Here is a 12,305-nt window from a genome sequence, read left to right as displayed (position 1 = left end):
CCCTCACTCCTTGCCGGCAACCGGCGGCGTGCCGTGGGTGTGGAAGCTTTCGATCGTCTTCAGCCCCCAGGCCTGACCCTTCTTGCGGTCGGCCTCGGTCCAGCAGACCGGCTGCCAGTCGGGCGCCAGAACGAGGCGGGATCCGGCATTGGCCAACTCGACGCGATTGCCCGCCGGCTCCCAGACATAAAGGAAAAACGTGCCCTGAATGGCGTGCTTGTGCGGCCCGGTCTCGATGTGAACGCCGTTCTGCAGGAAGATGTCGGCGGCGCGCAGAATGTCCTCGCGCTGGTCGGTGGCATAGGTCACGTGATGCAGCCGGCCATTGCCGCCGCCGTGCTCTTCGGTGCAGGCGAGATCATAGCTCTTGTTGTTGATGGTAAACCAGCAACCGCCGATCCGGCCATTGTCAAGCTGGATATACTCCGTCACCCGCGCGCCGAGGCAGGTGATCATGAAGCGGCGGAACTCAGTGACGTCTTCCGCAAGCAGGTTGATATGGTCGAGGCGGCGCGGCGGCATGCCGGTAAAGGCGGATGCCGTGTTCTTCAGCGCCGCCTTCTCCGCGTCTTCCTGCGGCGCGTACCAGTTGGTGTCGTAGTAGATCTCGAATTGATGGCCGAAGGGATCTTCGAAACGGAAGGCCCGGCCGTGGCTCAGGTCGCCGTCATTCCAGCCGATCACCTTGAAACCGGAGGCCTCGATTGCCGCAACGCGCCGTTCCAGCGCTTCCGGCGAGGCGGCGCGATAGCCTATATGGGCAACGCCCGTGGTATCGGATTTCGTCAGTTTCAGCGTCGCATATTCGTAATCGTCCCAGGCCCTCAGATAGGCGGAATGCTCGTCCTGTCCGGAAAGCTTCAACCCGTAGATCCGGGTGAAGAAATCGAGGCTTTCCTCGAACTTGTCGGTCAGCACTTCCACGTGACCAAGATGGGCGATGTCGAAGCTCGGACTTGTCGGTTCCGTCGTCATGTCTGTTCCTCCCCTTTGATTGCACGTCTTTCCGCGCGTGAACCCGCTTTTTCAGAGTTCGTCGACCGTGCGCGGAAAGATCGACTGGAACCCTTCCGCATATTTGCAGTCGCGCCCCGAGGCCTGCCCGCCGGAATTGCGCTTGAATTGATTGGCGCGGTTGATGGCAACGCGGGTGTAATATTCCCAGAGGTGCTCCTGCCCGGCCATGCATTCGATCGCAGCCCGCTTCTTCTCCCACACCGGCGTGATGTCGAGGAACGTATCCGGCTTCCAGCCCATCTGCTCGGTCTGGTGGGGCTCGAACAGATAGAGCTGCGGCGCGCCCAGCACTTTCTCGCCGGGATTATGCCCCCAGGCCTGGGCGATCATCCGGCATTCGAGCGCCACCTGCGTGGCGTACATATGATCGGTGTTGTAGGGGTCGTACTGCGAGTGCGACAGCATGAAGGCGGGCTGCACCTTGCGGATGACCTCGACCACCCTGTTCTTGTCCTCGCGGGAAAGTTCCAGCGGATAGTCGCCGAGATCGAGGCAGACGAGGTCGTGAACGCCAAGCGCTTCGGCAGCCTGTTCGGCCTCCCTGCGGCGTTCGGCCTTGACCCTGTCGAGAGTCATGCCCTCCTGTTTCCACAATTTGGCGCTCTCGCCGCGTTCGCCGAAGGACAGGCACAGCACCGTGACGTCATAGCCCTTTGCCGCGTGAAGCGCGATCGCCCCGCCGCAGCGCCAGACGAAATCGGCGGCATGGGCGCTGATGACGAGCGCGCTCTTGTTGGTTTCCGGCATGGTATCCTCCGTTACTCCGTTGTTTGCCATCTCACGCCGGAGAGCCTGCAATGACAATTTCGGATTGCGGCAGAGGTATAAGAATTTGCTATAGGATCACGCCAGAAACATTCAAATGGCTTGAGCATGCCTGAGTGCTATAGCTATTACTTATAGCTGCGCCGGGCTTTTGAATGGTCTTTGCCCCACCGCGTGGTTCTAGATGTCGGTTCCGGTTTTTCGAAAGGACTGACACCAGCGGAGGAAGAGCCATGACTGCCATCGGATTTATCGGTTTCGGCGAGGCCGCGCGCGCAATCGCGGACGGCTGGGCGGCGGCAGGCATCGCCACGAGCATTGCCGCCTTCGATATCAAGACGCTGCAGGACGACACGGCAGAAGCAATCACCGAAGCCTGTCAAACGCGCGGCGTCTTCTGCGCCCCGGATTCCGCCGCTCTGCTTCAGCGAAGCGATATCGTCTTCAGCCTGGTCACTGCCGACAACGCATTTTCCGCCGCCGAGGCGGCCGCGCCGCATATCAGGCCCGGCACGCTCTATCTCGACGGCAATTCCTGTTCGCCGCAGACCAAGCGCCGCAACGCGGCGCTGATCGATGCCGCCGGCGCGCTCTACGTCGATGTGGCGATCATGAGCCCGATCCATCCAAAACGGCACGAAACGCCGTGCCTCGTCTCGGGTCCGCACGCGACACAAGGCGCGGAGGCGATGGCGGGCCTTGGCATGAACGGCCGGGTGACCGGCCCTGAGATCGGCGACGCCTCGTCGGTGAAGATGATCCGCTCGGTGATGATCAAGGGCACCGAAGCGTTGATGGCGGAGTGTTTTCTGGCTGCCGAAAAGGCAGGCGTCAGCGCCGAGGTCCTCGCCTCGCTTTCCGCCTCCGATCCGCAGATCGACTGGCCGAGAAGAGCTGCCTATTGCCTGGAGCGGATGATGGTGCACGGCACGCGGCGCGCGGCGGAAATGCGCGAGGTCGCGGCAACCGTCAGCGATCTCGGGCTGGAGCCGCGCATGAGCGCGGCAACCGTGGCCTGGCAGGCGGAGATCGGAGCTTATGGCATGGAGACGAAGAAGGACGACGGGCTCGCCGAACGCGTCGCCCTTGTCCTTGCGGCGATGGGACAGGACGGCCGGGAAGAGTGAAGGGCTGCACAAACCGGCCTTTCCGATCGCCACTTGCGTCGTGCGTGCTATAAATCCGCCGAACACGTCGCGGAGGCGCCCTTGCCCTACAATCTTCGCCATCTCCGGGTCTTCCTGGCCGTCGCCGAGACGCATTCGGTCACGCGGGCGGCCGAATTGTGCTTTGTCTCACAACCGGCCGTAACCCAGGCGCTGGGCAAGATCGCAAGCCTTGCCGGGGCGACGCTTTTTTCGCGCACGCCCCAGGGGCTCTACGTCACCGAGGCCGGCGAGACGCTTGCCCGCCGCGTCCGGCGCGCCTTCGCCTGTCTCGATCCCGCGCTTGCCGATGTCGCGCCGCGCCTCAAGATCACGGTCACGCGGGCGCAGCTGAACGCGCTCATCGCCGTTGCCGAGACCCAGAACTTCACGCTCGCCGCCAAACGGCTCGGCCTTGCCCAACCGACGGTTCACCGCGCCGTCAGCCAGCTTGAAAGCGAGGCGGAGCGTCCTTTGTTCGAGCGCACGTCCTTCGGCATCGTCGCCACCCGCGCGGCGTCCGCGCTTGCCCAGGCCGCACGGCTTGCCTTCGCCGAACTCGCCCAGGCGGACGCCGATCTGGCGGAGGCGATGGAACGGGAAACCGGCCGGATCGTCGTCGGCGCCATGCCGCTGTCGCGCGCCTGCGTTCTGCCGGATGCAATCGTCGCCTTTCGTGCGCTCGGCCGCACCATCCCGATCGATGTGCTGGAAGGCGATTATGACGACCTTCTCGCCGGTCTTAGGCGCGGCGAAACCGATTTTCTTATCGGCGCGCTGCGCAATCCTGCGCCGATCGGCGATATCGTCCAGGAGAAACTGTTTTCCGACAGCGTGGTTCTGGTGGCCGGGCCCGGGCATCCACTTCTGCGCATTACGAAGGACGGCACGCTGTTGCAGCCGACATTCGAGGCGCTTGCCCGCTATCCCTTCGTCGTCGCTCCGGAAGGAACGCCGATCCGCAGCCATTTCAACCGCATTTTCGAGGCCGCCGGGCTTGCCGTTCCCTCGCGGCTGGTGGAGACGCGCTCGGTGATCCTGATGCGCGAACTTCTGGAAAAGAGCGATCATCTCGGCTGCGTCTCGAAGCGCCAGGCGGAAGCTGAAATCGCCCACGGGCTGATGGTCGCCCTGCCCTTCGAGCTTCCGGCAAGCGCGCGCCCGATCGGGCTGACGCTGCGCGCCGGTTTCCTTCCGACCGCCGCCCAGGCGCTGTTCCTCAAGCTTCTGCGCGATAAGGCGCTTTCGCTTTCCGGCACGGCCTGACGTTCACGCCTGTTCGGCGGGGACCTCGACCGTCAATCCGTCAAGTTCTTCGGTGACCGTCAACTGACAGGAAAGCCGCGAACGGCCCGGCTCCATGCCCGGCGCAAAATCGAGCATGTCCTCCTCCATCGCCTCGATCGGCGGCAGCCGTTCAAACCAGTTCCCGGCCACATAGACGTGACAGGTGGAGCAGGAACAGCAACCGCCGCATTCGGCGACAATGCCCTCGACGCCATTGTCGCGCGCGCCCTCCATGACGCTCTGGCCCGCAGCGACGTCAAGCTCGTGGCGCTTTCCGCCATGCTCGATATAGATGATCTTCACCAATTCCAGGTTTCTCCTTGTTGGGCACTCAGGCGGCTGTCAGCGTTTTCAGGTCCGCTTCGGCCAGATTGTCAGGGTCCGGGCTTGCCCCCGCGCCAAGCAGCCGCCTTCCGGTCATGTAGGCGCGCGGATCGTTCATCGCGTCGATGGCGATGAAGCGCCGACCGGCAAAATACCAGTGCGAAACCGAACCCTCCCGGTCTCCCTCGCGCACCACGACGCGGTCATGGCCGGTATTGAGCCCCGCGATCTGCAGCTTGACCTCGTACTGATCCGACCAGAACCAGGGCACGGGCCGGTAGGGCATCTCTGCGCCCATGAGGTTCTTCGCCACGCATTCGGCATGTTCAATGGCATTCTGCACGCTTTCCAGCCGCAGCCTGCCGCCCGCATATGGAAAGCTGGCGCAATCGCCGGCGGCGAAGATTGACAAATCGGTCGTGCGACCGAATGGATCCGTGGCGATGCCGTTTTCGACCCGAAGACCCGCCTTCTCGGCAAGCGCCGTCGCGGGCTGAACGCCGATGCCGACAATCACCAGATCGACATGAACCATCGCGCCATCGGCCAGTTCCGCCGCTTCCACAATCGTGTCGCCGAGAAGCCGGCGAAGCCCCGTTCCCTCGCGCAGGTCAACGCCGTTTTCGCGGTGAAGGGCGCGGAAATAATCCGCCGTTTCTTCTGCCGCGACACGGCCGAGAATGCGCGGCGCGCTTTCGATCAGCGTCACCTCAAGCCCGGAACGCGCAGCAATGGCGGCCGCTTCGAGGCCGATATAGCCGCCGCCGACCACCAGAAGCCGCGCCCCGGGGACGAACAGCGGCGCCATGGCATCGACATCGTCAATCCCGCGCAGGGTGAAGACATTTCCAAGGTCGCCGCCGATCGCCGTCGGCAAGCGCCGCGGTACGGCGCCTGTTGTCAGAACCAGCTTTTCATACGCGAGGACCGAGCCGCCGAAGCTGATGTTCTTCGCGCTGCGGTCGATCGCCTCGACGCGCGCGCCGAGCCTCAGATCGATGTCGTGCTCGGCGTAGAAATCCCTTGAGCGCAAATAGAGGCGCTCCCGCGCCAATTCTCCCAGCAGGAATTTCTTCGAAAGCGGCGGACGCTGATAGGGCGGCCAGGCCTCTTCGCCCAGGAGCGTCAATGCGCCCGAATAGCCCTCGGCCCTGAGCTTAGCCACCAATGCCAGACCGGCCTGACCCGCGCCCACAACCACGATGCCGCTCATCGTCCGGCCTCCTCATGCCCGGCGATCCACCGCGCCCAATCCTGTTTCAAGCTGTCCATGTCCGGGCCCTGCGGGTATTGCGCCACGCCGGGCAGTGGCGAAAGCCAGGGCTGCCGGGAGGCGGTGAAGATTTCCGCCGCCGGAAAAAGCCAGGACGGATCGTCGAGCGTACCGGGTTTGACCACCAGCACAGGGCTATCCTTGCGCTGATGGGTGAGCCGCACGCCGCAGGTCCCGCAAAAGGTCTGGCGGATCGGCACGCCGGAACCGCCAACCGTCCAGCGCTCCTGCGGTCTGTCGTCCATCGCCAGATCCGTGCAGAAAAACATCAGGCTTTCGCCGAAGGCGCTGCCGGACTGGCGCTGGCAGCTTGCGCAATGGCAGAGATAGAAGGTGAGCGGCGCCCCGCTCACCCGGTATCTGAGCGCCCCGCACTGGCACCCGCCCTTAAGCGGGAGCACGGGCAGGCGCGCGCTTTCAGATGGTGAGGACGACATAATCATCCTCTGTGCGAACCTCGAAGACCTCGGCGCGATACGGCCCTTCCGCCAGGCTCTCGCCGGGCGTCACCTTGACGTCGAAGATCTTCACCCGCATCCGGCTCGGGTCGCAGTAGGAACGGCCGTTCTCAAGGTCGAATTCCCAGCCGTGCCAGGGGCAACGGACCATGATCTTCTCGTCCTCCGTGCGGTAGTCCCCGGGACCGTCGGCATTGACGAGGGCGGCAACCCTGCCGTGACACAGTTCCGCGCCCTCATGCGGGCACTTATTGGTGATGGCGGCAAAGCGATCGCCGAGATTGAAGATGGCGATGACGCGCCCGGCGACCTCGACCCGCCTGGCCTTGCCTTCGGGTATCTCGTCGACCTTGCAGATGATGTGATCGGTCATGGCCTCTCCTTAACCCAGTCCGTAAACGTCAAGCGCGTTGTCGCGCATGATGCCGCGTTTTGCCTCTTCGCTCAGCCCGACGCGGAAGGCCCGGTCCGGATGGTCGAAATCCCAGTGCGGATAATCGGTCGAGAACATCAGCCGGTCCGCCCCGATCCAGTTGAGGAGATTGTTCATGTGCCGCACATTCGGCGGCTCCTCGATCGGCTGCGTGGTGATCCAGACATTGCGACGGATGTATTCGGAGGGGCGGCGCTTCACATGCGGAACTTCCCCGCGCATGCGCTCCCATTCCCGGTCCATGCGCCACATCAGCGACGGCAGCCAGGCGAAACCGCCTTCCACCAGCACCAGTTTGAGCTTCGGGAAACGATCGAACACGCCCTCGAAGATCATCGAGATCAGGACGGTCTGGACCGAATGGGAAAAGGCGTAATGCTCCTCGACATAGAAAGAGGCCCAGCCGGCGCCGGTATTGGCGTGCCAGCCGGTGGCCGCCGGGTGGACGGCGATCGGCAGGTCATGCGCCTCGGCGATCTCAAAGATCGGCCAGTAGCGCTTGCGGCCGGCGGGCTCAAGACTGCGCGGCACGAATTGCAACTGGGCAAAACGCTTGTCCTTCAGCCGCTCCTCGATTTCGCGCACCGCGGCTTCGGCGTCTTCCTGGGCAATGGAGATGCCGCCCTTCAGACGCGGTTCCGGGGCGAGCCATTTGTCGACCTGCCAATCGTTGATGGCCGCGCACACGGCCGCGCTCAGTTCGAGATTCTGCAGTGACGGCCCGGGATTCAGCGCCTGCAACAGGCCGAATTCGACATTGAGTTCGTCCAGCAACTGCTCCTGCAGGAAGGCAAGGCTGGAGGCCGGCGGGCCGCCCTCCGGCGGATAGGCGTCCTGGCGCATGCCGCCATGGTTCAGGCGCGGATATTGCAGCATGCCGACGAGCGAACCGCCAGAGCGCAGGCCGAAATCGCGCACATGCTCGCGCCAGCGCATCGGCATGAATCGGGAAAGTTCGTTCCTTTCGGTCATCGCGGGGTGAATGTCGCAATCGACGATCCCCAGTTTCGTCTTGGCCGTGTCAGGCCTCTCCAGTTCGGCAACAGTCATGTCAGACCTCCAGTCTCGGATAGGTGGCAAGGACATTCTCGCGGCAGATGGCATTGGCGAGATCGGCGGAAAGGCCGTTCGGCCAACGGGCGGCGGCCGGTCCGTGATCATGCGGAAAATCGGAGGAGTAGAGCAGCAGCTCCGGCCCGCCGATGCATTCGACGACGGCAGAAACCTCGTCCGGATCGACCGGCAGGTCGAAGGGCTGCAGGGTGAAGCGCAACTGGCGTTCCATGATCTTGTCCGGACCCTCCTTCAGCCACGGCACCTCGACGCGGCAGCCGCGCCAGTCTTTGGCCATGCGCCAGGAGACGCCAAAGAGCCACGAGATCCCGCTTTCCGCCATCACCACCTTCATGTCGGGAAATTCGGTCAGCACGCCCTCGCTCAGAAGGCTCGCGGCCTGGCTGGCAAAACCCTGCGACCAGTTGACCTGTTCCTCGACGAGATAGGACATGAAGCCGGATTGCGTCGGCGCGTGGCGGTAATTGCTGCCCGGGTGGATCGAGAGGGCGAAGCCGGCATCGGATGCCGCCTTGTAGATCGGCCAGAACTGGCGCTGGCCGAGCGTCGCCTCGCCCATGCAGATTGCCAGGATCTGAACGAAACGCCGGTCATCGGCATAGCGCTTGATTTCGGCCACCGCCTCTTCCGGGTGGCGGAACGGCACCAGCAGCGCGGCGCGCAGGCGCGGATCGCGATCCAGCCATTCCGCCGCCAGCCAGCGATTGGTGGCCTGGCACATCATCGCCTGCATATAGGGGTCGAACAGCGCCTGGACGCCGTTGACGACGTTGAGGATCGCCGCCGAGAGACCCATCGGGTCGAGATGGGCTTCCGCCAGCCGCGCGGGGCTTGCGACCCCGCCATCCGCCCCTTCCGCCCGAAAGGGCTTGGTCGAGAACGGATAGGACATCAGTTCCATATGCCCGATATTGCGATAGGGCATCATGTCCTTCCAGTAGCTGTCGACGAACGGGATCAGGTCGGCCATTTCGGGGCTGCGCGGATGCACGTCGCAGTCAACGGCGCCGATTCCCGCGGCGGGATCCGGCCTTGTTTCGGCATCAAGCTCTGTCAGCATGTCTCAGTCTCCTCATCACATGAAGAACGGTAATTCGAACGGGGCATGAAGAAGGCGGTCGTAAAGGAAATAGAGCACCGCCCAGAGGCCGGCTGTGTAGAGGGCGACAACCCACCACCGGAACCGACCCCAAAGCGCCGCATAGATCGCGGCGAAACCAAGGATTGCGGCATAAGTGCCGAGCCACGGCGTCAGCGCCGCCATCAGCGCGATCGCCAGAAACGTGATGATCTGCCGCTGGTTTGCGGCAATGAATTGCCGCGTGGTTCCGCCGGCGAGCGCATCACCCGCCCGCCGCGCGGCGGCGATCACCCGAAGCCGGTTGCGGTCCTGGAACAAGACAAAGCCCATGATGACAATGCCCGCCAGGCCAAAGGCCATCGGCGAGACCTTGGCCAAAAGCTTCCAGTCGCGCGCCATCCAGACCGCCGCGCCGAAGAGCGCGATGAGCGCCACCGCCAGCGTTGACGACAGAATCAGGCTTGCCTTGCTCTCCACGGTATCCTCGATCGCGTGGGCAGCAAGGCCGCGACGGGTCGAGCGCAGAGCGAAGAAGAAGACCAGCGCCAGCACGATGACGAGGCCGATCACCGTCGGACGGGTGATCACCTCCATCACCGTGTAGCTCTGCCAGGTGATCGACATGGCGTTTTCAAGGACAGGCCCGAGCACGAAGCCGAGAATGAAGGGCGGACGGGGCCAGCCCGCAGCCTTCATGAGGTAACCGAGCAGGCCGACGCCCAAAAGCGTGATCCAGGTGAACATGCCCGGCTGCCAGACCCAGGAGCCCATGAAGATGAACAGGATCACCGCCGGCACGATGAAATTGCCGTCGACAAACGCGGCGCGCGCCACCTGGCGGCCCCACACCATCAACACGGCCGCGCCGATGATATTGGCGATGATGATCGTCCACACCATCGAGAAGGTGATGTCGAGATTGTCGCTCAGCATGTTGCGGCCCGGCGAGAAGCCATGGATCGTCAGCGCGCCGAGAAGAACAGCCATGGCGCCGCTGCCGGGAATGCCGAAGGCAAGCGTCGGGATCAGCGAACCGCCGAGCACGGCGTTGTTGGCCGCTTCCGGCGCGATCACGCCGCGCACATCGCCCTTGCCGAATTGCGGATCGGTCTTGCAGCTTTGCGTGGCGTGGCCATAGGCAAGCCAGTCGACCACGGAGGAGCCGATGGCCGGCAGCATGCCGACATAGACGCCCATCAGCGAACAGCGGATCACCAGCCAGCGATTGCGGATCGCGGCGCGCACACCGCTCAGGATGCTGTCGTCGGCCGTGTGTTCATCACTCAGATGGGCGATGGCCGTGCGCCGGGCGGCAAGATCCATCATTTCCGGCAGGCCGAACAGGCCGAGAATGACCGGCACCAGCGGCAGGCCGTCAAGCAGCGAGCGCTCGCCGAAGAAATAGCGCGGCATGGAGCTTGCGACAGGATAGCCGATCTGGGAGAGCATCAGCCCGAGCACGGCCGCCCCGAGCCCCTTGGAGACCGCATTGCCGCTGACCGCGCCGACCATGAGCAGGCCGAGCAACGACAGCAGGAAGAATTCCGGCGAGCCGAAGGCGAGAATGATCGCCAGCGCAAAGGGCAGCGAAGCCGCCATGGCCAGACCGCCGAGCACCCCGCCAAAGGCAGAACTGACGAAGGCCGCGCCGAAGGCCGTCTGCGCCAGGCCGCGCTTGGCCATGGCATTGCCGTCGATCACGGTCGCCTGGCTGGCGATCGTGCCGGGAATGCCGAGCATGACCGATGTGATTGTATCGGAGGTGGAGACCACCGCGAACATGCCGAGCAGCATGGCAAGGCCAGAGGCGGGATCCATGCCGAAGGTGAGCGGCAAAAGCACCACCATGCCGGTGACACCGCCCAGCCCCGGGACGATGCCGAGCCAGAGGCCGACGGCAATGCCCGCCAGCAGATAAAGAAAACCGGGAAAGGACAGAACCAGCGACAGCCCCGTCATGAATTGTTCGAACATGAAGTTCCAGCTCCAGGTCAGCTTGGCTGATCATCGCTTCGCCACATGCGGCAAGCCGATGACGAATACCTCTTCAGATTGCGCTTTGCCGCGAACGGCGAGCGCCAGTCTCCGAAGAGGTCACAAAAACAATCCGGCAGAACCGTTGGAGACCGGGCGGCCTGGCCTTGAGCGCATCGCGCCGGCGGCGATGCGATCGCCGATGGCAAGGAGCGATCGCATCAATACGCGATCGACCGCCGGTGCGCCTTGCCAGGCTCCGGTTCTCCGGGCGGCGATGCCTGCGCCGCCCCTCGGTCTGCCTGCTACTGCTCGATCCGCTCGACCAGCTGGCGCATCGTGTCCTTGATGTCCTCGGAGGTGTTCTGGACATCGGAGATGATCTTGGTCATCTCCTGCCAGTGAACGATATTCGGCGGCGAGCCATAGACCTTGGTGGCCGCTTCCAGATAGTCCGGCGAGGCGGTCGCTTCGTCGAAACTGGTGCGCAGCATGTCGAGATGGTCCTGCGGCGTGCCGGGCGGCGCGACGATGATCCAGTTGACCGGCGCGGACGACTGGGCGTGATACATGATCAGGTCCCAGAGCGGTCCTTCCGGCGGTTTTCCGGTCGCCTTTTCGATATATTCGCCGAGGGTCGGCACGCCTTCGAGGGCTGGATCGAGCTTCATCGAACCGTCCGCTTCGAGCGGCCCCATCTGCCAGATCGCCATCGTCTCGCCGCTGGCGATCGGGCCATCGCCGAGCTCGGAGATGTATTGCGACGTGGTGGCCGGATAGGCATCGATCTCGCCGCGTTGCATTGCCGCATAAAGGGGACCGTCGCCAAGCATGCCCGAGACGAACTTCCAGTCGACGCCGAGAAGATCGAGCGCCGCGGCCGTCTGCATGCCCTGGGTCATGCGCGGCGAATAGACGCCGACGGTGACGCTGTCGAGATTGACGAGATCATCGCGGTTTTCAATCCCGCCGCCAACATCGGTTCTGAGATGGAACAGGAAGTTGGAACCGCCAATGCCGCCGATCACGCCGAAATCCTGGAACGGGATCTGCAGGACTTCGGGATCGAGGATACGCGTCGTGCCCTGCCAGGCGAGATAGCCGAGCGTCTTGCCATCCGGCCGGGCGTCCATGACATAGTCAATGCCCTTGGTCAGCGCGCCGCCGGAGACAGACTGCACCACCATGGTCGGGTGATCCGCCATTGTCTTGGACCAGGCATCGGCCAGCACCTGGGCGCTGATCGCCGTTGCGCCGCCGGGCGCGACATTGTGCACCAGCGTCACCGTCTCCCCTTCCAGGTCGATCGGATCAGCGTAACCGGGCGCGGCTCCCGCCAGCATGATCGCGGCAACGGATATCGCCGCCATGCCGGATCTGATAATTGTATTGCGTTTCATCTGTTCTCCTCCCTCTGGAACCAATGACGCGGAACGCGCGGACCTCCTCTGTCCTCGATTTCCGCCACGAGCGC

At 63.8% G+C, this 12,305-nt stretch carries 12 protein-coding genes; 2 read left to right on the top strand and 10 right to left on the bottom strand.

The window, feature by feature from the left end; genetic code table 11:
• Positions 1-3: 3 nt before the first annotated feature.
• Together FF124_RS02740 and FF124_RS02735 are read right to left on the bottom strand one after the other, a co-directional pair.
• Entirely contained in the window at positions 4-975 is a 972-nt protein-coding gene (locus FF124_RS02740) for a VOC family protein (RefSeq protein ID WP_138746935.1), read from the bottom strand.
• Between the two features lie 51 nt (positions 976-1,026).
• A complete protein-coding gene (locus FF124_RS02735; RefSeq protein ID WP_138746934.1) occupies positions 1,027-1,764 on the bottom strand; it encodes a PIG-L deacetylase family protein in 738 nt (245 codons plus the stop codon).
• A gap of 251 nt (positions 1,765-2,015) precedes the next feature.
• On the opposite strand from FF124_RS02735, the gene FF124_RS02730 reads away from it, so the two are divergent.
• Complete coding sequence (locus tag FF124_RS02730; protein WP_138746933.1) at positions 2,016-2,909, top strand: NAD(P)-dependent oxidoreductase; 894 nt, start codon at positions 2,016-2,018, stop codon at positions 2,907-2,909.
• An 81-nt stretch (positions 2,910-2,990) separates the two neighbouring features.
• A complete protein-coding gene (locus FF124_RS02725) occupies positions 2,991-4,193 on the top strand; it encodes a LysR family transcriptional regulator (RefSeq protein ID WP_138746932.1) in 1,203 nt (400 codons plus the stop codon).
• Positions 4,194-4,196: 3 nt separating this feature from the next.
• Here the strand turns inward: FF124_RS02725 and FF124_RS02720 are convergent, their stop codons facing one another.
• The 8 genes from FF124_RS02720 to FF124_RS02685 all read right to left on the bottom strand — a co-directional run bounded on the left by FF124_RS02720 (position 4,197) and on the right by FF124_RS02685 (position 12,231).
• Entirely contained in the window at positions 4,197-4,520 is a 324-nt protein-coding gene (locus FF124_RS02720) for a 2Fe-2S iron-sulfur cluster-binding protein (protein WP_138746931.1), read from the bottom strand.
• Positions 4,521-4,545: 25 nt separating this feature from the next.
• Positions 4,546-5,751 carry an NAD(P)/FAD-dependent oxidoreductase gene (locus tag FF124_RS02715; protein WP_138746930.1) on the bottom strand — a complete coding sequence of 402 codons (1,206 nt, stop codon included), beginning with the start codon at positions 5,749-5,751 and terminating at the stop codon, positions 4,546-4,548.
• The gene (locus FF124_RS02710; protein WP_187326780.1) at positions 5,748-6,248 is read right to left on the bottom strand and encodes a GFA family protein; all 501 of its coding nucleotides are present in this window, start codon (positions 6,246-6,248) and stop codon (positions 5,748-5,750) included. Before FF124_RS02710 ends, FF124_RS02715 begins: the two co-directional genes overlap by 4 nt.
• The gene (locus tag FF124_RS02705; protein WP_138746928.1) at positions 6,229-6,642 is read right to left on the bottom strand and encodes a Rieske (2Fe-2S) protein; all 414 of its coding nucleotides are present in this window, start codon (positions 6,640-6,642) and stop codon (positions 6,229-6,231) included. Before FF124_RS02705 ends, FF124_RS02710 begins: the two co-directional genes overlap by 20 nt.
• A 9-nt stretch (positions 6,643-6,651) precedes the next feature.
• Positions 6,652-7,752, bottom strand: coding sequence for an amidohydrolase family protein (locus FF124_RS02700; protein WP_138746927.1), 1,101 nt, complete (start codon positions 7,750-7,752; stop codon positions 6,652-6,654).
• 1 nt (position 7,753) lies between these two features.
• Positions 7,754-8,836, bottom strand: coding sequence for an amidohydrolase family protein (locus FF124_RS02695; RefSeq protein WP_138746926.1), 1,083 nt, complete (start codon positions 8,834-8,836; stop codon positions 7,754-7,756).
• A gap of 15 nt (positions 8,837-8,851) precedes the next feature.
• Positions 8,852-10,831, bottom strand: a complete 1,980-nt coding sequence (locus FF124_RS02690) for a tripartite tricarboxylate transporter permease (RefSeq protein WP_138746925.1) — start codon at positions 10,829-10,831, stop codon at positions 8,852-8,854.
• Between the two features lie 305 nt (positions 10,832-11,136).
• A complete protein-coding gene (locus FF124_RS02685) occupies positions 11,137-12,231 on the bottom strand; it encodes a type 2 periplasmic-binding domain-containing protein (RefSeq protein ID WP_138746924.1) in 1,095 nt (364 codons plus the stop codon).
• Positions 12,232-12,305 lie beyond the last annotated feature (74 nt).

This window comes from Martelella lutilitoris, from assembly GCF_005924265.1.
GTDB classification, from domain to species: Bacteria; Pseudomonadota; Alphaproteobacteria; order Rhizobiales; family Rhizobiaceae; genus Martelella; species Martelella lutilitoris.
Note: the sequence above shows the minus strand (reverse complement) of the source record. Positions and strands in the feature narration are given on the sequence as shown.

Excerpts from the sequence above, each read along its gene's own strand:
- FF124_RS02740 (WP_138746935.1), bottom strand. The coding sequence starts at position 975 with ATGACGACGGAACCGACAAGTCCGAGCTTCGACATCGCCCATCTTGGT.
- FF124_RS02735 (WP_138746934.1), bottom strand. The coding sequence starts at position 1,764 with ATGCCGGAAACCAACAAGAGCGCGCTCGTCATCAGCGCCCATGCCGCC.
- FF124_RS02730 (WP_138746933.1), top strand. The coding sequence starts at position 2,016 with ATGACTGCCATCGGATTTATCGGTTTCGGCGAGGCCGCGCGCGCAATC.
- FF124_RS02715 (WP_138746930.1), bottom strand. The coding sequence starts at position 5,751 with ATGAGCGGCATCGTGGTTGTGGGCGCGGGTCAGGCCGGTCTGGCATTG.
- FF124_RS02710 (WP_187326780.1), bottom strand. The coding sequence starts at position 6,248 with ATGTCGTCCTCACCATCTGAAAGCGCGCGCCTGCCCGTGCTCCCGCTT.
- FF124_RS02705 (WP_138746928.1), bottom strand. The coding sequence starts at position 6,642 with ATGACCGATCACATCATCTGCAAGGTCGACGAGATACCCGAAGGCAAG.
- FF124_RS02700 (WP_138746927.1), bottom strand. The coding sequence starts at position 7,752 with ATGACTGTTGCCGAACTGGAGAGGCCTGACACGGCCAAGACGAAACTG.
- FF124_RS02695 (WP_138746926.1), bottom strand. The coding sequence starts at position 8,836 with ATGCTGACAGAGCTTGATGCCGAAACAAGGCCGGATCCCGCCGCGGGA.
- FF124_RS02690 (WP_138746925.1), bottom strand. The coding sequence starts at position 10,831 with ATGTTCGAACAATTCATGACGGGGCTGTCGCTGGTTCTGTCCTTTCCC.
- FF124_RS02685 (WP_138746924.1), bottom strand. The coding sequence starts at position 12,231 with ATGAAACGCAATACAATTATCAGATCCGGCATGGCGGCGATATCCGTT.